The sequence below is a fragment of the Siphonobacter sp. SORGH_AS_1065 genome (genome assembly GCF_030818595.1).
Taxonomy (GTDB): Bacteria; Bacteroidota; Bacteroidia; order Cytophagales; family Spirosomataceae; genus Siphonobacter.
The window spans coordinates 52,245-72,534 of the sequence record NZ_JAUTAM010000001.1 but is presented as its reverse complement, the minus strand read 5'-3'; the positions used below and the strand labels follow the sequence as shown (position 1 = coordinate 72,534).

General features: G+C 44.2%; 15 protein-coding genes. 9 read left to right on the top strand and 6 right to left on the bottom strand.

The window, feature by feature from the left end:
- The first annotated feature begins 40 nt into the window (after window positions 1-40).
- The 4 genes from QE390_RS00240 (at window position 41) to QE390_RS00225 (ending at window position 5,374) form a co-directional block, all read left to right on the top strand.
- Window positions 41-928, top strand: coding sequence for a phytanoyl-CoA dioxygenase family protein (locus QE390_RS00240; protein ID WP_307140587.1), 888 nt, complete (start codon window positions 41-43; stop codon window positions 926-928).
- Between the two features lie 27 nt (window positions 929-955).
- Window positions 956-1,861: a sugar phosphate isomerase/epimerase gene (locus QE390_RS00235; protein WP_307140586.1), complete on the top strand. Its 906-nt coding sequence runs from the start codon at window positions 956-958 to the stop codon at window positions 1,859-1,861.
- 178 nt (window positions 1,862-2,039) lie between these two features.
- On the top strand, window positions 2,040-3,401 hold the full coding sequence (locus QE390_RS00230) for a glycoside hydrolase family 140 protein (RefSeq protein ID WP_307140585.1): 1,362 nt from the start codon (window positions 2,040-2,042) through the stop codon (window positions 3,399-3,401).
- Between the two features lie 14 nt (window positions 3,402-3,415).
- Window positions 3,416-5,374, top strand: a complete 1,959-nt coding sequence (locus tag QE390_RS00225) for a sialate O-acetylesterase (protein WP_307140584.1) — start codon at window positions 3,416-3,418, stop codon at window positions 5,372-5,374.
- 55 nt (window positions 5,375-5,429) lie between these two features.
- On the opposite strand, the gene QE390_RS00220 is transcribed toward QE390_RS00225, so the two are convergent.
- On the bottom strand, window positions 5,430-6,548 hold the full coding sequence (locus QE390_RS00220) for a LacI family DNA-binding transcriptional regulator (RefSeq protein WP_307140583.1): 1,119 nt from the start codon (window positions 6,546-6,548) through the stop codon (window positions 5,430-5,432).
- Window positions 6,549-6,847: 299 nt separating this feature from the next.
- Between QE390_RS00220 and QE390_RS00215 the strand changes: the two genes are divergently transcribed.
- The 3 genes from QE390_RS00215 to QE390_RS00205 all read left to right on the top strand — a co-directional run bounded on the left by QE390_RS00215 (window position 6,848) and on the right by QE390_RS00205 (window position 9,661).
- On the top strand, window positions 6,848-7,495 hold the full coding sequence (locus tag QE390_RS00215; RefSeq protein WP_307140582.1) for a hypothetical protein: 648 nt from the start codon (window positions 6,848-6,850) through the stop codon (window positions 7,493-7,495).
- Between the two features lie 218 nt (window positions 7,496-7,713).
- On the top strand, window positions 7,714-8,055 hold the full coding sequence (locus tag QE390_RS00210) for a hypothetical protein (protein ID WP_307140581.1): 342 nt from the start codon (window positions 7,714-7,716) through the stop codon (window positions 8,053-8,055).
- A 511-nt stretch (window positions 8,056-8,566) separates the two neighbouring features.
- On the top strand, window positions 8,567-9,661 hold the full coding sequence (locus QE390_RS00205) for an acyl-CoA desaturase (RefSeq protein ID WP_307140580.1): 1,095 nt from the start codon (window positions 8,567-8,569) through the stop codon (window positions 9,659-9,661).
- 313 nt (window positions 9,662-9,974) lie between these two features.
- Here QE390_RS00205 and QE390_RS00200 read toward each other — a convergent pair whose 3' ends face one another.
- Both QE390_RS00200 and QE390_RS00195 read right to left on the bottom strand, forming a co-directional pair.
- Window positions 9,975-11,612 (bottom strand): Na+/H+ antiporter, encoded by a 1,638-nt coding sequence (locus tag QE390_RS00200; RefSeq protein WP_307140579.1) that lies wholly within the window; start codon window positions 11,610-11,612, stop codon window positions 9,975-9,977.
- A 62-nt stretch (window positions 11,613-11,674) separates the two neighbouring features.
- Complete coding sequence (locus QE390_RS00195; RefSeq protein WP_307140578.1) at window positions 11,675-12,739, bottom strand: 3-oxoacyl-ACP synthase III family protein; 1,065 nt, start codon at window positions 12,737-12,739, stop codon at window positions 11,675-11,677.
- Window positions 12,740-13,235: 496 nt separating this feature from the next.
- Here QE390_RS00195 and QE390_RS00190 point away from each other — a divergent pair, with 496 nt between their 5' ends.
- A complete protein-coding gene (locus QE390_RS00190; protein WP_307140577.1) occupies window positions 13,236-14,765 on the top strand; it encodes a DUF4932 domain-containing protein in 1,530 nt (509 codons plus the stop codon).
- A gap of 239 nt (window positions 14,766-15,004) precedes the next feature.
- On the opposite strand, the gene hxlA is transcribed toward QE390_RS00190, so the two are convergent.
- Both hxlA and hxlB read right to left on the bottom strand, forming a co-directional pair.
- Entirely contained in the window at window positions 15,005-15,637 is a 633-nt protein-coding gene (hxlA, locus tag QE390_RS00185) for a 3-hexulose-6-phosphate synthase (protein WP_307140576.1), read from the bottom strand.
- Window positions 15,638-15,671: 34 nt separating this feature from the next.
- Window positions 15,672-16,262 (bottom strand): 6-phospho-3-hexuloisomerase, encoded by a 591-nt coding sequence (gene hxlB / locus QE390_RS00180; protein WP_307140575.1) that lies wholly within the window; start codon window positions 16,260-16,262, stop codon window positions 15,672-15,674.
- 127 nt (window positions 16,263-16,389) lie between these two features.
- On the opposite strand from hxlB, the gene QE390_RS00175 reads away from it, so the two are divergent.
- Window positions 16,390-17,331 carry an AraC family transcriptional regulator gene (locus QE390_RS00175; RefSeq protein WP_307140574.1) on the top strand — a complete coding sequence of 314 codons (942 nt, stop codon included), beginning with the start codon at window positions 16,390-16,392 and terminating at the stop codon, window positions 17,329-17,331.
- Window positions 17,332-17,380: 49 nt separating this feature from the next.
- On the opposite strand, the gene QE390_RS00170 is transcribed toward QE390_RS00175, so the two are convergent.
- Window positions 17,381-20,089 (bottom strand): hypothetical protein, encoded by a 2,709-nt coding sequence (locus tag QE390_RS00170; RefSeq protein WP_307140573.1) that lies wholly within the window; start codon window positions 20,087-20,089, stop codon window positions 17,381-17,383.
- Window positions 20,090-20,290 lie beyond the last annotated feature (201 nt).

The window sequence follows — 20,290 nt, the reverse complement described above, 5'->3', positions numbered from 1 at the left end:
AAAAGCATAATCAATAGTAACCATTTCTAAACCTATTTTTATGAACCTCAAAGAACAGTTTGAAAAAAATGGCTTCGTCATCGTCGACGTACTCACTCCCGAAGAAATTGATACGTTCCGGGAGTTAATGGACAGCCTGATTAGTCCCAAAATCCAGTCTACCGATACTGAAAAACGGAGTTCTTCCTTTCAGCATTTGGGCGATGAAATCAAGGACTTTGGGAAAGAAGCCCGGCAGTATTACTTCCACCTGCTAACCAAACCCGGCACGGAACCCATTCATCACGCCTTCCACCATCCTGTCATTCTCAAAACGGTAGAGGAGTTACTCGGGCCGAATCTGATCGTTAACAATGCCTCGATACTGGCGGCCAACGAAGGCACGGCCTATTCGCTGGGTTGGCATCGGGACATTATCCAGATACCGCAACCCGAAATTGAAGACTGGTTATTTTCGCCGGAACGTTTTCATAACAGCGTTCAGATTAACCTGCCGCTGGTGGATGAAAATTCATTGTGGGTCGTGCCGGGCAGCCACAACCGGGCGAATACCCCGGAAGAAAACGAGGCTTTTCGGGGATCCAAACATTATGCTCCCGTCGGCGTAGAAATGCCGGGCGGTATCCCCGTCCCTTTAAAGGCAGGGCAGGCCGTTTTGTACAACAATAACTTGATTCACAGAGGCTTTACCGAGAAAATGAAAGTACCTCGCCGAACGCTTCACATGGGCTATCACAGTGCGAGTTACCCTCCAACCTGGCATTTTTATCTGCTTAATTCTGATTTACTTACGCCCCAGTATCTGGAAACGCTGAGTCCAACCATGCGAAAAATGATGGAAGAATATCTGGAATGCCGCCGCGAGTATCCAGACATGAGCCAGACCTGGACGCGGGCGTATAACTTTCCCGAAGAATCCCGAGTTTAATTACCTGAAATCGTTATCCGTTCTCCAATGAATTTACCTCTGATCCGCACCTTCCTTCTTAGTTTTCTGGGGATTATGCTCAGTATTACGTCTTCGTATGCTCAGCGAAAACCAGCTTCTATTTACGCCAAAGACAATCTGGTCGCCTGGTGCATCGTCCCTTTTGACAGCAAAAACCGGGGGCCAGTCGAGCGGGCCGAAATGCTGAATAAACTAGGCATTACCCGACTGGCTTACGACTGGCGGGAAAAACACATTCCTACGTTTGACGAAGAGATAGAAGCCTGCCGCAGTCATCACATTAAGCTGGAAGCGTTCTGGATGTACTCTGGACCCAACCCAGAACAGGATCAGGGGTTACAGGCGGTACTGGATGTTTTGAAACGTAAAAAGGTCAAAACCCAGATCTGGTTAATGATTGGCGGCATTAAGAACATGAATGAAATGTCACAGGAGGAAAAAATTAAAGCTGTGGCTCGTCCGGTGCAATACGTAGTGGAACGAGCCGCTGCTTTGGGCTGTACCGTCGGTTTGTACAATCACGGAGGGTGGTTTGGAGAACCCGAAAATCAGTTGGCCGTGATTGATTACCTGAAGAAACCCAACCTCGGCATGGTCTATAACTTTCACCACGCCGAAGAGCACATCGAACGATTCCCACAGTTTTTCCCAAAAATCCTGCCGCACTTGCTAGCTCTAAACCTGGCGGGACTCAAAAAAGGAAATCCCGTGAAAGTCGTACCCATTGGTGACGGCGATGCCGAACAGGGAATGATGGAAGTAGTGAAGAAAAGCGGATACAAGGGGCCCATTGGCATCATCAACGAAGACACCGCCCCGGATGCAGAAGTAGGACTGACCCTAAACATGAAAGGCTTGCAGAAAGTGCTTCAGGCCATGGGCGACCAACAGGCTTTAAAATCTTATCAATAAAATGAAGTAATCGATTGTATTAAACTTCCCGGATCTTTCGGGAAGTTTCTTTTTTTAGCAGGAGTAGTATGGTAGTATTTTATCGTATTTACGTGCTAAGCGAATAGATTACTTACCGCTCTGCTTTGAATATTTATTTTTGCTCAAAAACACTCCCTTGCGTGTAAGCCTCAAACCTATGATCATACGTTTGTTTTTCTGCCTTGGATTATGGCTCCTCAGCTTGTTAAGTCAGGCTCAGACCGATTTGAAAGTAAGTAATAATCAACGTTTTTTAACCTATCAGGATGGTAAACCCTTCTTTTATCTGGGGGACACCGCCTGGGAATTATTCCACCGACTTAACCGGGAAGAGTCCCGGAAGTATCTGAAAAACAGGGCCGACAAAGGCTTTACTGTCATTCAGGCCGTTATCTTGGCTGAGCACGATGGCTTACGTACGCCTAATGCTTACGGCGAAATCCCGCTCAGGAATGAAGATCCGGCTCAGCCCAATGAAGCGTATTTCCAACACGTGGATGCCGTTATCAATCAGGCTCGCGACCTGGGCCTTCACATGGCCGTTTTGCCGACCTGGGGCGATAAAATCAACAAGGACAAATGGGGCATTGGGCCGGAAGTTTTCACGGAAGAAAAAGCCTATCAATACGGCAAGTATTTAGGCAATCGCTATAAAAAGTACACTAACCTTATCTGGGTAATCGGCGGTGATCGCAATCCGCGTAAAGATTCTAAAGACGTTGACATCTGGCGTGCCCTGGCGAAAGGGATCACCGAAGGCGTTGGCGGCAAAGACAAAGCCCTCATGACTTTTCATCCACAAACCCGTTCGTCGCAGTGGTTTCACCAGGACGACTGGCTGGATTTCAACATGTTCCAGACGGGCCACTGCATGGACATCAAGGTTTGGGAGCATATAGCCAAAGACTATGCCTTGCAGCCCGCCAAACCAACCATGGATGGCGAGCCGGTGTACGAAGAAATTCCCATTTGCTTTGACCTGAAAAATGGTTACGTCAAGTATTATGAAGTGCGTCGCCGGGCTTACCTAAGCTTGTTTGCGGGAGCCCATGGATTTACCTACGGTTGTAATAACATCTGGCAGATGTACGTACCCGGTCAGAAAGCTTATGTAGAACCCAGCAAACCCTGGTACGAATCGCTGGATTTACCCGGAGCGGGCGAGATGAAGTACGTGCGTAAATTGATGGAGTCAAGACCTTACCTGGACCGCATTCCTGACCAGTCGTTCATGGTTAGTACCAATTCAGACTATTATAAGCAACATATTCAGGCTACAAGAGGAAAAAATTATGCGTTTATTTACAGCGGTTCCGGGTTACCTTTTGAATTAAAATTAGGAATCCTTTCGGGCAAGAAAATAAAGGCTTCCTGGTATAACCCTCGCACGGGTAAAGCAGAAGTATTAGGAACCTTTGCCAATGAAAAAACAAGAACCTTTACTCCGCCAAGCACGGGCGAGGATCAGGACTGGATTCTGGTGATAGACGATGCTTCGGCAAAATTTAAAACCCTATAACTAATACATTACGGATGAGAAAGCGTTTATTACTGCTAATCTGCTTCATTAGCTTTGGTAGTCAGGCCCAGGTTAAGTTGGCTAAAATTTTTGCGGATCACGTTGTTTTACAACGCCAGAAACCCATTCCCGTATGGGGCTGGGCGAAGCCCGGAGAAAAAGTAAACGTTACGCTCGCCGGACAAACCCAGCAAACCAAAGCCAATACCCAGGGAAAATGGATGGTGCGATTTTTACCTCTGGAAGCGGGTGGTCCTTATGCACTACAGGCCTCGGCAAAATCTGGCAATCAGCATATTAATGATGTATTGATTGGCGAAGTCTGGCTGTGTTCGGGACAGTCGAACATGGAATGGCCGGTAGAAAGAGCCAATCAATTTGAGATAGAAAAGAAAGATGCCGATTATCCGCAGATTCGTCATTTCAAGGTAGAGTATGAATTCGCCCTGAGTCCGCAGGAAGATTTAAAGACGGGTGAGTGGCAGGTTTGCTCCCCTGCCACGGTAGGTGGTTTCACGGCGGTCGGATTTTTCTTTGCCCGTGAATTATACCAGAAACTAAAGGTGCCCATTGGCTTATTGCATTCATCCTGGGGCGGTTCGGATGTGGAAAGCTGGTTAAGTAAAGAAGCCATGCTCTCGGAGCCGGAATTGAATGCCTCCGCTCAGCGATTGCCCAAAACCTGGTCGGAAGCGGACACGTTAATGGAAAAAGAGTTTAGACAAAAGTTTTACGGGGATAAAAACCATCAGCCAACGCTGGCTGATGAGGCTAAGTATCTCAACGGAAAAGGCGACTTTTCCAAATGGATCAGCATTCAGGAGCCTTTTGGGCAATGGCTTTGGAAGGGTCTGACGGGTTTTCAGGGCTGGGGCTACATGAGCCGCTCCGTTGACGTTCCGGCTGATCTGGTTGCGAAACCCACCACGCTGGCCCTTGGAGACAACGATACCGAAATGGAAGTATATCTGAATGGCAAACGGATATCCGAAGGCATAAGCCAGGGTATTCGGACGATTCAACTTCCCGCCAACACCTGGAAAACGGGGCTGAATGAATTAGTGATTAAGTTGCAAAAACGCAAAAATCCCGACTGGTATGGCCTTGGTTTACTGGGAACTAATCAGGATTACTACCTGTCGGATGGCGTAACTAAACTAGAACTGATTCGGGACTGGAAAATTGCTCCTTCTTTGGTTGAATCGCACCGCTACGTGCCGATGGTTAACCGCGTCGCCACCAGTATTTACAATGCCAAACTGGCCCCGCTCATTCCCTTTGGTATCCGTGGAGCATTATGGTATCAGGGTGAAAGTAATGCAGGTCGCTCGTACCAATACCACAAAAGCTTTCCCTTAATGATCAATGACTGGCGGAAACGCTGGAACGAGGCGTTTCCGTTCTATTATGTGCAGCTATCGAGTTACGGGCCCGACCAAAGTAGTAACCAAGGAAGCGGCTGGGCTGAACTACGGGAAGCCCAAACCCTGACCCTGCAATTCCCACACACGGGAATGGCCGTAACGACAGACATTGGCAATGCCCAGGACATTCACCCCACCAATAAACAGGACGTAGGCCATCGTCTGGCCGTGATAGCTTTGCATAATGACTACGGCCAGAGCGGAACGTATAGCTCTCCGATGTTTGATCAACTCTCGGTTACGGGGAATAAAGCCATTGTCTCCTTCAAATTTGCGGAACAGGGCCTGATGGCGAAGGATAAATACGGATACGTAAAGGGTTTTGAACTAGCGGGTCCAGACAAGGTTTTTTACTATGCCCAGGCTTATATTACGGGTAATAAAATAGAAGTTTCGCACCCGAAAGTAACGCAACCCGTTGCAGTTCGTTATGCGTGGTCGGACGCTCCGGTGGAAGCTAACGTGTTCAGTACGGATGGCTTTCCGCTAAGTTCATTTAGAAGTGATGACTGGCCGGGAGTAACGATTACCCATAAGTACGAAAAGTAACCTGAATAAAAGCAAAAAGCCCGATCACTCGGGCTTTTTGCTTAAAATGAGTCTATTATTTGAGGTAATATTTGAGATTAGATTTCATGACAATATCAATCGGTAGATAATAATTACGCTCAAGATTTTGTTTGAGTATGATATTCTGATACAGAAGTTTGATGCCTTCGTATACCTGCGTTTTAGGTTGCTGGCTAATTAGAAAATGAATGTATTCTTTTTGTAAATAATGGACCGTGTCAGGAATAATATCGTAACCTAAAAGTTTGATCGTCTGGATGGAATGTTTCTCGAAAACCTGAGCTACGTGATGGATACCATTCGTTCCAAAAATGGCAGAAATACTGGTTTTGTCCTTCAATTCAGCCAGTAATAGATCTTCCACCTCAGTCGTCATGCCCCGGCGGGATTCGAATTTGTGCAAACAAACCTGCGGCTTATGCTGCTGAAAAAAGGTTCGAAATCCTTCTTCCCGTTTACTAAATTGCAAATGATTATCGTGTTCCTGAACGATAGAAACGATCAGAATGGAACCCTTCTCCGGCAAACAGTGGGAGAGTAACTCACCCGCCAGAAATCCGCTGTCGAAAGCATTTTGCCCGATAAAGCTAACTTCCTTAAGGTCAGGCAGGTTGGTATCAAAAAGTAGGCAGGGGATGTGACGACTTTGGCAGGAATTCAGTAAACGAAGAGCATCTTTGTAAAAGACCGGAACCATGAAAACCCCATCAATATTGTCGGCGATGATTTCATCAACCTTCTCCCGAAAAGAAGTTTCGCTGTTCTGATCGAAGAAAAAGAGTTTAGTTGACACATCAAACTGGCGGATTTCTTTTTCCGCCTGATCTACACCAACGATATGTTCGTGCCAGAACGGAATCTCATCCGTTGCCCGGGGAACCAGAATCGCCAGCGAATATTGCTTGGTCGACTTAAGCCTGCTAGCCAGGATATTAGGCTGATAATTTAGTTCTTCAATGGCTTTAAGAATACGCTCCCGTGTTTCTTTGGAAACGCCTCCGCGATTATGCAAAACGCGGTCTACAGGGCCAATGGAAACATTCGCATGCCGAGCGATATCCTTGATTCCGATATGTTTATTCTTGTGTTCGATGCCTTTTCTAATTGATGATCTAAAATAGATAAAAACCCGCTTAACCCATTTACTTTTCAATTAAATTAGTCGAAGTTAATGGATGGCGAGAATTACGAGTAATCATGAAAGGGTTAGTTCTTTGGTCATAGGCTATAAGTATTGGATTGGGTAGGGATTAGTTGAATGTACTTAACATAAGCAAAATTATATAACCCATTAATTACTGTCTTTTAAAACCTTCTCACAAAGTCGGATTCTGCAAACCAACATTCGACTTTTTAGATACGAGATGGAATCTCGCACCAGTAGGAATAGCTGGTTTTTGCATAAACTGTATCTTTACCAAGATTTATCTTTCTACCTTTCCTTTCTGCCCTATGCGTCTTCTTTTAACCTTCGTTATCCTTAGTTTCGCCTGCTGTGGGTATGCACAAAACTGGCAAAGCCAGATGGGAACCAATCTCGCTACTCTTCCAGGCAAATCAATTGAAATCACTAGTGAATTCAGCCCAAACCTGAATGCCTGGGCTTTAACCCTTCAAGGCGGATACACCTTTCAAAATTCATTCGGAGGCTTTGCTTCAGGCTATATGTGCGATTGTGGTGTTGACGACATCAAAACCTCAGGAGCCTTTTTAAAAGCGGGAGCTCGCATTGATGTCATTCGTAGTAGCAAGCCAACAGCTAAGGTGGGCCTAAAGTTAGGCAGTGCCTTCGTAGGCTCTTCTTACGATCAAAAAGGAATCATTAACTCTTTTTCCTCTGGAGAGAAAACGTATTACCCTACCTCTGAGCATGGCATTCGGATCGGATTAGCTTTATCCGCAGCAGCGGCTTTTCGTTTGTCATCACGCTGGGGACTAGACGTAGGTTTACAAAAATTTGTTCCTTTTTCCTCCCGAGACAATTACCTCATCTCAGGAAATTTTATGAGTCATCAGCCCGGTGTTGGCCTGCTTTCTCAAGAGGCAACCTGGTATACGGGTCTTCAGGGGATTATTACTATTCATTACCAATTGAATTAAAGAAGATCATATCGTCACTCATGGATTTTAAACTGGCCTGTATAGTTACAATCCAGAGAACACGCATTTAATTAGAATAGTAGTTATTGAACTGGTATTCGTAAAAGCAACTCATATGCTTCACTTGTCATTAAAGAATCAATCGTGGTTACATCTTGCCTGTCACCCAATAACTTATACGTAGTGAATTTTTATTTATACAGTAAATTTTGAGAATAATGACAACAACGCTATTCCGCCCCGTTAGCAAAAAGGAATTAGATCTGATTGCCCAATCAAATTGGACTAAGTTTCCACCCCGTTTACCTGAGCAACCCATCTTCTATCCTGTCACTAATCTAGAGTACGCTCGACAGATTACGGTTCAATGGAATGTACCCGCCTACGGCAATGGCTACGTAACTCAGTTTGAAGTCAATAGTGATTATTTAAAGAAGTACGCTATTGAAAATGTAGGTGGTCCTATTCATAATGAATTGTGGGTACCGGCTGAAGAGTTAGAGGAGTTCAATAGCCATATTGTAGGGGTTATTGAAGTTGTTGAGTCTTATGAGAAATAAAGCGTCGCGGAAGCTTCACATTACCAACGCTTTTTTCACGAATCGGAGTCTCGGGTATCTAATGGCAGGTGAGAACCTGCCTTTTTTATAGGTATGAGATGGAATCTCGCATTAGTAGTTTATTTTCAAACGTAGGGAGCGTACTTAGGATGGAGCGTTGCTTTAAAAATCGATTTATTACTTAATACCATGAACTAACTACCCTATCCCTAGGTTCTATAAGAGTACCAGGTATTTACGTATACCTAAGAACTTCACACTGCCTCGCTTTTGGGTTAGCCCCCTGATTCGGTTCGGTTATCACCAACGATCATGACTACCCCCAAACGATTACATGCCTTCGCCTCCTTGGTAAGCCTACTTTTCTTCGTTCAGACTAAGGATTCGCTATTTCTGCTCAGTACAATCTGATTTCTTTCTCATTTCTGGTTTTCAACGACCAGAGCTTTCTGCTTTGTTCATAAGCGTCTATTCGCTTACGGTTTACAGACAAAGTGCCAACCCTTTTTTCATGAAAAAACAACTCAAATTTACAAACGTATCTCAGTCGCAGTTCTTCGCAACCCTGCGTGAACGAACGGATACCTATTTTAAAAAACAGGGTCTTTCCCCGCATGCCAATGCAGCCATGTGGCTTAAAGCAAGTTTATTTCTGGGGGGCTTTCTGCTACTCTATGTGCTTTTGTTATCCAATCAGTTTGGCCCGTGGACGATGCTGAGTTTTTGCGTAGGACTCGGCTTATTCGCCGCTTTCATTGGTTTCAACGTTTCCCATGATGCCTTGCACGGAGCCTTTTCTTCCAAAGCCTGGGTTAATCGATGGTTAGGCAATAGTTTCTATCTCATGGGAGCCAATCCATACGTCTGGAAAATCACGCATAATGTCGTTCACCATACCTATACCAACATTCCCGGCCATGATGAAGACATTGAAATTGCTCCGGGTTTAATTCGCATTGATTCCGATGAACCCCTTAAACCCTGGCAACGCTACCAGCACTATTATGCTTTTGCTCTCTATTCTCTGGCCTCTCTTTCCTGGGTTTTCAGAAAAGACTATATGAAGTTTTTTAAAGCCAAGATTGGGCAACAGGTTAATACTGGCCACCCCAAAAAAGAATACATAAACCTTTTTGCTGGTAAATTTATCTATTACTTCTTTTTACTGGTATTACCGTACCTCATTCTTGATGTAAGTTGGTGGCAGGTAGGTATTGGCTTTTTAACCATGCACCTGACGGAAGGTCTTGTACTGGGACTGGTCTTTCAACTAGCCCACGTAGTAGAAGGTACTAGTTTTCCCACGCCTACTTCGCAGGGAGATATCGAGGAAGCCTGGGCCGTTCACCAGCTTCGAACGACGGCCAATTTTGCTCCGTATTCAAAAGTAGCGGCTTTCTTTCTGGGTGGACTGAATCGCCAGATTGAACACCACTTATTTCCGAAAGTGTGCCATATTCATTACCCGGCCCTGACGCCCATAATCAAACAAACAGCGGCTGATTTCAACCTACCCTATCTGGAAAACCGAAGTTTTTTATCGGCATTGCATTCCCACTATCGCCTCTTGAAGATCCAGGGTCGGCCTGCTCCTTTGGTGGGTTAATGGTTTCTAACTTGGTCTTACACTCTTTTCACTCTTTATTCCTTTGATTATGATGCATTTGCTGATTGCTCTGCTAAATCAAACCTTCTTCAACCTTGCCGATTGGACTGATCTTAAACAACGCAGTTTCAGGCCCGTAATCGTACCGGATCTAATTAGAGTTAGCTGGAACTAGAGAACGATACCGGACTCATCGAAGCTGATGCTATTCATTGGGTTAGTAGAAAACGGGGGCCCCTACGTAAACGTAAAACCAGACATTCCTTGCTTCGAACATCTGATCGAAGCAAGGAATGTCTGGTTTTACATAACCTTACCAGTTATACGTCAAAGTTAAATGTGCTATTTGCGTGACCAGCGAGCCTGCTCGTAAATCGAGTTCCTTTTCTTTAGCCCGAAGAATGTCGTCATCAAATCGATTTTGTTTTTTGATTCGCCCCAACCCCTGCCTTCTTACTTCAATGAGTTCAAGCATGACTTTCCGATAAAGATCCTGAACGGTTACCAAGCCAGAACCCTGATCCTTAGAAAGTAAGGTCTTTTGCGTTACAAAAAGATAAGAAACGAGCTGGGCCTGGATCCGCTCAATGGCCTCGTATTCTTCAATTTCGTAACTATAATGAGCTTCCAGATGCTCAAGTGATAGCTGGTTCAGCTCCAAGCGTAACGATTCGATTTGTTTTTGAGCCGGAATTTGCTCGGCGGTCTCCTGAATGCCCAGCCATTTAATTACTAAGGGCAGCGTCAGTCCCTGCAACACAAGCGTGATTAGAATGACTACAAACGTAAGAAATAGAATCAGATTTCGGTGCGGGAAGGCTGTTGTTTCATCCGCCAAAGTCAGAGGGATCGCCAGGGCCGAAGCCAGTGATACCACGCCCCGCATCCCAGCCCAGCCAATGAGAAAGGAAAATTTTAGTCCTGGGTGAGGTTCCAGAGATGATTTATTCGTAGAGAGAAATTGAGCTACAAAAAAGGATATGTAAACCAAAACGATACGAATACCGATAACTAAGGCACTGATTAGCAGGGAATAATAAATGACCTCTCCTACCGTATATTCTTCTAACCCCTGCACAATCAGGGGTAACTGAAGTCCAATGATGGTAAAGACGAATCCATTGAGCAGGAAACCGACCGTAGCCCATACTTCCCGGGTTTGCTGGCGGGTTTGGTAATTAAGAAAAGTACTGGAACGAGCCGATAATAACAAGCCCCCGCTAACTACCGCCATAACGCCTGACCAGTGGAACTGCTCTGCTACGAGATACATGAGATATGGAGCAATTAAGGTGATCGGGGTAATGATACGCGAAGTTCCGCCCCAATACCGCATGATTCCGTAGAGTACATAGGCAATGCTGACACCTACGAAAACGCCCATGACTGAAAGCACCACGAAATCGATAAGAGCCGCATGAAAGACAAAGTTTCCCGTTAACAGGGCTGCTAAAGCAAAGCGAAAGATAGTAAGCGAAGCCGCATCATTGACTAAGCTCTCGCCTTCCAGAATGGTTTGAGCTCGCTTGGGGACGTCCAGTCCCCGCAACACAGAAGTAGCAGCTATGGCATCGGGCGGCGAGATAATACCTCCCAGTAGAAAACCCAAAGACAGCGTGAATTCGGGAATCAGAGCCACTGAAAAATAGGCAATGGCCAGCGAAGTGACCAGAACCAGACCAAACCCTAAACTCAGGATGGATCTTTTCCACTTCCAAAGCTGCTGCCAGGAGGATTCCCAGGCGGCTTCGAAGAGCAGGGGAGGTAAAAATATTAAAAATACCAGGTCAGGATCAATAACAATCGCCGGAATTCCGGGAATAAAGCTGATGCCCAGACCTCCCATCACTAGAAAAATGGGATAAGCTATTTTTAAGCGTTGACTAATCAAATAGAGCAACGCCATGATAAAAAATAAGGTTATAATCAGTAATAGGTTTTCATGAATCATAAAGTAAGATTAAAGCCCTTGAAAAGTTCTGGTGGGGAATGCCCTCATCATGAAATTATCTTTTAGACCTGATACAGCACGGCATTGATATGCATGCCCGCTCCCACGGAGGCGAATAGAATAAGATCATTGGATTGCAGACGGTAATCCGCTAATTCTCCGCTCATGACCTGATGCAGTAGCGTAGGAATCGTAGCCACGGAGCTATTGCCCATCCAGCCAATATTCATGGGCATTATTAAGGCGGGAGGCGTTTGGCTATATAATTTGTAAAATTCGCGAAGAATGGCCTCATCCATTTTCTCGTTAGCCTGATGAATGAAGATCATTTTTAATTCATCAATGGATCTTCCACTCGCATCCAGGCATTTCTTCATCGCCTGAGGTACTTCCCGCAGAGCATATTCGTAGACTTTATGCCCTTGCATTTTAATAAAAACGGGAGATCCTTCTGATCCATCATTGGCTTTACCTGAATAGATGTAGGAAGCTTCGGTTTGAGTATCCGAGCGGGCAATGCTGTGCAAAAGGCCACGTTCAGGAGTCGTATCATTTTTAGTGAGTAAACAGGCTCCGGCCCCGTCGGCAAAAATCATAGAATCCCGATCACTGCCATCCAGTACCCGGGATAACGTTTCCGTCCCAATCACCAGAACCCTTGAAGCAGATCCACTTCGAATGGCCTGATCCGCCTGCATCAGAGCTAAAAGCCATCCCGGACAGCCGAAAACAAGATCGTAAGCAATGCAATAAGGGTTTTTAATACCTAAGCCCTGTTTAATACGGGAAGCTAGAGAAGGGACCTGATCCCGGGGAGCTCCTCGATAGGCCATATCTCCATAATTATGAGCTACTATAATTTGATCAATTAGTTCTGGGTTGACCTGAGCGTGATGAAGAGCCTGTCTTCCGGCCTCCAGACCCATGAGCGATGCGGTAATGCCAGGAGCGGCATAACGACGCTGATGAATACCCGTGATGGCCGAAAATTTCTTTAGCGTCGTTTGAATGGAATAAGCTAAAGGCGTTTGATCAGGATTGTAAAAATGAGAAGAAAGAAAGTCGTCGTTGGTAACCGTAAGTGTCGGGATATAGGCACCAGTGCCTGCAATAAGGGATCGAATCATAAAAAGCATTTCTTAGTCCCTAAAAGCAATGGGCAGGAGGAGCGTCAGAAAAGGTTAGCGATGAAATAACAGAAGTTCGATCCTGGAAAAGTCTCCACTGAAGTCGAACGCTGTATAGTAATATAGAAAAGAAGATAATCGGCCTATGCTCGATAGCTGTTCATCCGATTTAGATGAAAGGTAGGAAGAATAGAGGATAAATCCTAATTCCTTACGCGGAACATTGAATGTTTTTATTTAGGCAAAGACGTTAAACTTGCTATTCATCTTTGTTTGATCGAGTAGATGCGGTGCTTGTAACGTTAACAAATGGACGGATCACTACAGGTTCTAAAATTGGTGACAGATTATGCTATCTTGTAACTAAAGTTGCGTACGTTAGTTCGTCCGCTGCTGCATCATGGATGCCGGTGAAAAACGTCTGCGACGCTTAGGGTTACCAACGCTTTTCAGGTAGGGAGATTCCCCAAAGCTATCTCATAAAGCATTGTCACCTATGGTACTCAAAATCAACGACGAAGGTGTTAGTCCAATTGGCTTGCTACAAAAAATCTACGATAATTTTGACCATAGCGTAACCGACCCAATCCCTATCCTACCTTACTTAATCTTAAAATCAAAAATCATGGAAGCAATAAAATTTTGGTTACTGCTACTGCCTTTGGCTATGGTCTACCCTTGTTTTGGACAAAAAATGCCAGTACTCAAATCCTATACGTACAATATTTCGATACGCGATGGGGATGATTTCAGAAAAGGCCGCTGGAACATAGATGCAAAAGTAAACCCCGATATTTATGAAGTAGCAATCGCAGGAAATCAGAAATATAAGCTGGTCACTTTTATTACTGATGTTGATTCACTTCAACTGAAAGTGGAAAAAGACAAAACGTACCCTTTTGTTATTATTGTCAATGACAAAGACAGTGCCTTTACCCAAGTGAAGACAGTGACGCCAGCCGTTAATTTTACCAGAGAGTACATAAAATCGCACCAAGGAAAAACCTTTGTTGAAATACCAGCCGTGTATGAATTGGTTAATATAGTTATTGCCCTGACTGCTACAGCTAAAAACAAGAAGGAATTAGTAATTAAAGATACAGACTATTATCAACAAGTAATCAACTGGTTTAGCCCCTATGATCAAGAGCCTATTGTGAAGAAAGTAGATTCCATTTTGGCAAGGAGTTATCTCGAGTACTTCTCGGTGAAGATGAATGCTTACGCTTTTAAGTTTGACTCTAAGGGAAAAATAGTACCCAATGGTGTCTATGACAGGCTTACTGCCATTAATATCCTCGAGCCATTTCTTGACGAGTTACAGCACTTTTCTGAACAATCTAAATTTGAGACTTTTTTCAAGCAACATCAACCGCTTTACCATCAACTTATTCGTACTTACAGCGATTCAATAGGCCTAGCAGAAATGCAAAAATGGCTAGAAAGGAACTTCCAGAAAACTAAATACAATTCGTATGTAATTGTTTTTTCACCGCTGGTGGGGAATAATCAGTCGTCCAATTGGTTTGAGTGCAATGGATTTAAAGAGGTTCAATCTCATGTGAACTTTCCTTACAGAACTGAGCAGGACAAAAAGGAATTTTCTAATAAGGCCCTTCACATCAAAGACGGTAATATTATATTCACCGAATTGAACCATAATTTCATTGGCCCAGAGGGGCAAAAACTGGAGTATCAACATAAGATCAACGATGCTTTTATCCATTTAGCTACCTGGATAAAAGAAGGCTCCCCCGCTGAGAAGGCCTATAATAATGCACGGGCTTGTTTTGACGAATACATGAACTGGGCACTAGTCAGTTTACGATATATAGACTACGCTCCACCTCTTGAGCAGCATAAGCTCATATCAAAAATGGAGAAATACCAAGTAGAAGTCAGAGGTTTTAAAAAGTTTGCGGAGTTTGACCAGTTTCTAATTGAGTTGTATAAAAAACGGAGTAAGGGCCAAGTAGTAGCGGATTTATATCCTCAAATTGTGGAATGGTTTGTTAGAAATAAGTAAAAAGAATCCTATAAAACTCCTTCGCTACTGTATCATGGATGCCAGTGAAAAAGGTCTGTGACGCTTAGGGCTACCAACGCTTTTTGATTGCGAATACAGGTTATGAACTTGGGTATTAACGGCAGGTAGGAACCTGCCTTATTGCAGGAACGAGATGGAATCTTGCACCAGGGGTTCTTTCACACAGAAAGAGCCCAGCCTTATATAAAGACTGGGCTCTTTCTCTACATTTAGATCCACTAAACGGCAACCATGGCCTCTTTGAGTGCTTTGGCTGCTGCTGCTGGGTCTTCAGCTCCATAGATAGCACCACCGGCCACAATAACATCCGCACCTGCGGCTACGACGTCTTTAATGGTATGAATGTTGACGCCACCAGCCACAGAAAAAGGAACTTTCGCTTCTTTCCCTTCACTGATTAATTTCTGAATAGAATAACTGGGCAGAGCTTGTTCATCTAATCCTGCGTGAAGTTCTACGAAAGCTACACCAAAGGCGGTAACTTCTTTAGCCCGCTGTACTCTGTCTTTTACGCCGATTGTATCTACTACAACTTTTTTTCCATGTTTTTCGGCGGCTTCTACCGCACCTTTAACCGTTGCATCATCAACCGTTCCCATCACCGTAACAAGATCTGCTCCGGCCTGAAATGCGATTTCTGCCTCTAAAAATCCGGTATCGGCAGTTTTCATATCTGCAAAAACTAATTTGTCAGGATGGGCCTCCTTCATAGCAGTTACCACCTTCAAACCTTCTGCTTTGATAAGAGGAGTTCCCAATTCGATGATGTCTACGTAAGGAGCTACTTTAGCGGCCAGGGCGAGAGCGTCTTGGGTAGTTAATAAATCTATTGCTACTTGTAATTTTGCCATTTTGACTTATTGTTAGGTTACTGATTAATTACAATTATTCCAGGTTAGCATGACGCTTCCAAAGAGTTTCGGCGGTCGAACCTTCAAGTTTCCACAATTCCATGAAAAGAGCGTCTCCGGTCAATAGTATGGACTGTTCAAATAGACTTCCTGCATATTGCTTCGATCGGCTGCCTTGGTGATCCTGTTTCTCGGCGGCAGGGAGTTGAAGGTGAGCGTCAGCAAGCTGAGCTAGTGTTGACGCAGCATTGGTCGTAATAGCAATAATTCGGGCCCCCACGGCCTTTGCTTTTTCGGCTGCCTTAAGGATGGATTCTGTACTACCAGAGCCGGAAGAAGCCCAAAGCAAGTCACCTGGCTGAATAGCCGGGGTGGTCGTATCGCCTACAAAATGAACCTTTAAACCTAAGTGCATCAAACGCATGGCAATAGATCGCATGGCGTATCCAGAGCGTCCTGCGGCCACTAAAAAAATAGCCTTCGCTTGGCTGATTTCATTCACGAACGGAGCAAATTCATCAAAATTAATCTGGTCGACCAGCCTGGTATTTTCCAAAATAATTTGTTCGTATCTCTCTCGAATATGGGCTCCCAAATCTGTTCCGGGTTCTATTGCTAAGTGCATATGGTATATCCGTTTATGGGCAGCAAAACTATAAGGTAACCCCCGCTCAGGAATTATACATTATTCTAGAATTGTTGGACAATTTGGAACATCTTCATCTACTAATGCTTATTTTTAAGGACTCAAGATGGACTATTTCCGAATAGTCCTCCATTACTGGCAAAATATTCCATCTGAACTCAGAGCAATCAAATTGAAAAATATAGCGGAATCCCGGCTCTCAAATACCTTAGTGTACATGAGGAATTTGCACAACTGCCCACCGAGTTATTTAGAAGACCCGAGTAGAAAAGACTTCTTTGAGATTGTATGGTTAAAAAATGAAGATCCCCTTCACGATATCCGATCCAGTGACATCCAAGTTAAGGGCGACTGGGTATATTTAATTCCACCGTATCGAGTCCACCAGCTCAACAAAGCCGGCAAGAGTGGCGAATTATTGTCTTTTAAAAGAGAAGTGATTAGCGAAGAAGACAAGGAGTTTTTACTCGATATCTTTAAAATCTTTAATGTACAGGGAGAATTTTCATGTCTTAAGCTGGAAGAACCTATAGCCAGAGAACTGACCGCCGTTTTTCAGCTTATGAAGGATGAGTATCAGAAAGAAGCAGCAGACTTAATGATTCTTAAAGCGATACTACGGGTTTTTCTGCTCAAGCTAATTAAAGTGAAAGAGCAGGAATTCACCAACCATGATATTCATCAGAAAAGAGTTTTTGATTTTTTCACGCTTTTAGAGAGTAACTATTTACACGTTCGAAATACAGATTTTTACGCGGGAAAACTGGGCTTAAGTTCAAAACGGCTGAATCAGATCTTGAAGGACAAACTGGATAAGACCGGCATGCAACTCATCCATGACCGCATTATTCTGGAGGCCAAGCGGCTTATCATTCACAGTGATTGTACCATTAAGGAAATATCCTTTCAGCTGGGCTTTTCGGATCGTCCTTACTTTAGCCGCTTTTTTAAGAAGCAAACCGGGCAAACTCCCGAGCAATTTCAAAAGCAGTCTCAAAGTCATCTTATTCAAAAGCGTAATACTTTATCAGATGACAGTACGATTTAGAACATTTAGTAGCTTATTCAAAGCCAAACGGTAGTATATAAATAGTCAATCAAAACCGATACGTGGTTCGTAAAGCCAGATAACGTGGTTGCAGTCGATAACTGAATTCGGTAAAGGAAAGAGGACTTAAAAAATTTGTAAAATAATAGCGGGTATCAAGTAGGTTCTGAGCAACTAGTTCTAGCTCGCACTTGGTGTTGGAGGGCTGATAACGTACACTGGCATCTGCCAGATAAAAGCTGGTGTTGGTGACACCACTCTTCCAGAACAGACCTTCGCCCCAGACCTGCATGCTCCATTTTTTACCAATCTTGCCCGTAATGAGCATACGCGGTTGTAGGAGCGTCGATTTCTGCGTCTCTTCACTGATGGATTTACTTCTCATTTGTTGATGATCCAGTGATAATTCTATATTGACCGGGCCATCGAATGCACTAATAAAGTTGGCTTTGTAACCCATTGATTGGAAGGGTAATAGTTGTACCTCGCTTTGGTTAATTACGGTAGGAAGCTGAGACAGCATTAGATTGCTAGTCAGCTGTAATTTAAAGTCGGCTTCAGCGAAATATTTATCAATAGAGGTGGTGAAGTGCCAGTCATAACGAGAACCCTTAAAAGGTATGAGCATGTTGACTGAGAACAGGTCGTTAATTGTATACCCATGAAGGGTGCCCCCAGATTGAAGCTGATAGGAAATTTTACCTGAGGCTCTAAGGTACGACTTTGGGCTATTATGATGGAAACCTAGCTCAGCCCGGGAAGTCTCTACGGGGCGAAACGCCAGCAATCCCTTAGTTAATGACCGATAGGAGCTCAGTAAGTAGCCATCCCACAGGCTTTCCACTGGGGGTAACCGTAATTCACGGGCCAAGAGCAGACTTAAATACTGATGGCTAGCAGTCGTATGATAACTCAAATGCACCTGCCCCGTTGGTTGTAACCGATCTGATTGGATATACGTATTTCGGACATGTTCCCGAAAGGTAATCGAATAATAGGGCCATCTGCCCGTAAGATCGAAATGCCAATGCTCTCTCTGATGTTTGAACTCAACTAAGGGTACGATTAGCCATTGCCGGTAATTTCCCCGATTTGACCATGAGGAATCCGCCAGGGGATGTTCGTTTAGCGAAAAGCGGGAATCAAACGTATCCTGCTGGAGGTGTGTCTCTATTCCGGCTTTCCAATAAATAGAAGGCTTATTAATGATGTTTTTACCTCGGGACCCCTTCCAGATGACACTCGACTGCCACTGCTGGCTACGGTAATTGATTTGATGAAGTAAGAGGGGAATACCTGTCGAATCCGAGCGATTAAACGAAGCATACCGCCGGCTCCCAAAGGTAGCTTGCAGCGGCTGCGAACGGAATCTATACTGGCTACTAGCAACCAGAGCGTTCCGGTTATTGAGCTTATGAACCCACTCTACCTGATGGGCCTGTTGCTGCGTACGAATGCTGCTTTGCAGATGGAGGCGTTCTGATAAGGCACGGTTGAAGGAATGAATGAAGTTTCGTTGCGGATTGTCCTGACTTGACACGTCCGATAGCCAGCGGATGGAATGCCTAGCTCCAAGGGTATAATCCAGTCGTAAGCGTCCATTTATTTCACGGGGCTTTTCAAATTGCCAGGTCGAATCACGGTACTCAACCTGGCTGTCAGGTAACAAGTTTACATTACGCATGACGGATTCCGCCCGTTGCTGATCCTGCCAGCCACTGCCTTCCAATTTGAGCTTCAGTTGTTTCGAAAGTTTAACATTGACATCCGTTCCCAGCAAGGCTCCTTTGTTGAAAAGAAATCGTTTGCGAGCTACATTAAAAGGCGTGGTAATGCCCAGCCCTACACCTTGATTCATTTGAGGGGTCAGCAGCGGTGTCAGACTCTGAAAAGCATCATCCTCATTATACCAGCGTGCCGTAGGAACGAGTAATTCACGGCCTACGTTATTGGCACTACCAATCAGACCTAGCTTGGTCGGGCCTTTTAGAGAGAACAAGCTTCCGTTCAAACTCCCCCTTTCGAGTGTACCTAGTTCCGTAGTCACATTTCCCATCAGCTTCGTTTTTCGATGAGCTTTAACTTCGAGATTCAGAACGGGCTCATCGGATTGCTCAATGCCTCGAAGTAAAGGGTTTTCTGTATAATTGCTAATGGCCTGTATTTTGTCAATCAGATCAGCGGACAGATTCTTGGTAAGCAAGGTATAATTCTGACTAAATAACTCCTGTCCATCCAGAAAAATCTTTTTGATTAGTCGGTTATTGTAGAACAGTTTTCCTTCCGAGTTCATTCGCAAACCAGGCAATCGTTTCAGTAAATCTTCCACGGTTCGTTCAGTTCCATTGGCAAAGGCTTTGGCGTCGAATTCCAGAGTATCGCCTTTGATGTGGATGGGAGGACGCTTCTGAGCAATTTTTACTTCTCCTAACTCAGTAGCCTGCGGTTTCATTGAAATGAGGTAAGGAGGCACCCATTCCGCACCCGATAATTGAACGGGAGCGTATCCCATCGCACGAATACGAAGCAAAAAATTTCGATTGATACTATTTTCCAGCGTTAGCAAAAACACTCCCTCCGTATTGCTACGAGTATATTGAAGGAAAATAGTATCTTTTGGTGTAACCCGATAAACCATAACTATTGCCGAGGCAATAGGCTTTCCCTGATCATCCTGCGTTTTTCCAGTCTGTGCTGTTGTAAAAAGAGGTAAATAGCAAAATCCTACAATCAGAATAAGAAGTATAAAAGCTTTCATGGACGAATAGGCAGATTAATGATTACCAACAGGAACTTCATTAACTTAATGACGTTCGTTATTGAATTCATGGGTACTTTAATAAGAAGCTATATTGATGCAAACCTTTTGTTGTTATTAATCAAAATATCTTCTTTTATAGGAGTTGATAGTTTGTAGTCTTCAGTTGATAGCTAACGTTTTATGACTAAACAATAAGTA

Bases quoted from the DNA above. Each gene is read 5' to 3' on its own strand.
- QE390_RS00240 (WP_307140587.1), top strand. From the start codon at position 41: ATGAACCTCAAAGAACAGTTTGAAAAAAATGGCTTCGTCATCGTCGAC.
- QE390_RS00235 (WP_307140586.1), top strand. From the start codon at position 956: ATGAATTTACCTCTGATCCGCACCTTCCTTCTTAGTTTTCTGGGGATT.
- QE390_RS00230 (WP_307140585.1), top strand. From the start codon at position 2,040: ATGATCATACGTTTGTTTTTCTGCCTTGGATTATGGCTCCTCAGCTTG.
- QE390_RS00225 (WP_307140584.1), top strand. From the start codon at position 3,416: ATGAGAAAGCGTTTATTACTGCTAATCTGCTTCATTAGCTTTGGTAGT.
- QE390_RS00215 (WP_307140582.1), top strand. From the start codon at position 6,848: ATGCGTCTTCTTTTAACCTTCGTTATCCTTAGTTTCGCCTGCTGTGGG.
- QE390_RS00210 (WP_307140581.1), top strand. From the start codon at position 7,714: ATGACAACAACGCTATTCCGCCCCGTTAGCAAAAAGGAATTAGATCTG.
- QE390_RS00205 (WP_307140580.1), top strand. From the start codon at position 8,567: ATGAAAAAACAACTCAAATTTACAAACGTATCTCAGTCGCAGTTCTTC.
- QE390_RS00200 (WP_307140579.1), bottom strand. From the start codon at position 11,612: ATGATTCATGAAAACCTATTACTGATTATAACCTTATTTTTTATCATG.
- QE390_RS00195 (WP_307140578.1), bottom strand. From the start codon at position 12,739: ATGATTCGATCCCTTATTGCAGGCACTGGTGCCTATATCCCGACACTT.
- QE390_RS00190 (WP_307140577.1), top strand. From the start codon at position 13,236: ATGGTACTCAAAATCAACGACGAAGGTGTTAGTCCAATTGGCTTGCTA.
- hxlA (WP_307140576.1), bottom strand. From the start codon at position 15,637: ATGGCAAAATTACAAGTAGCAATAGATTTATTAACTACCCAAGACGCT.
- hxlB (WP_307140575.1), bottom strand. From the start codon at position 16,262: ATGCACTTAGCAATAGAACCCGGAACAGATTTGGGAGCCCATATTCGA.
- QE390_RS00175 (WP_307140574.1), top strand. From the start codon at position 16,390: ATGGACTATTTCCGAATAGTCCTCCATTACTGGCAAAATATTCCATCT.
- QE390_RS00170 (WP_307140573.1), bottom strand. From the start codon at position 20,089: ATGAAAGCTTTTATACTTCTTATTCTGATTGTAGGATTTTGCTATTTA.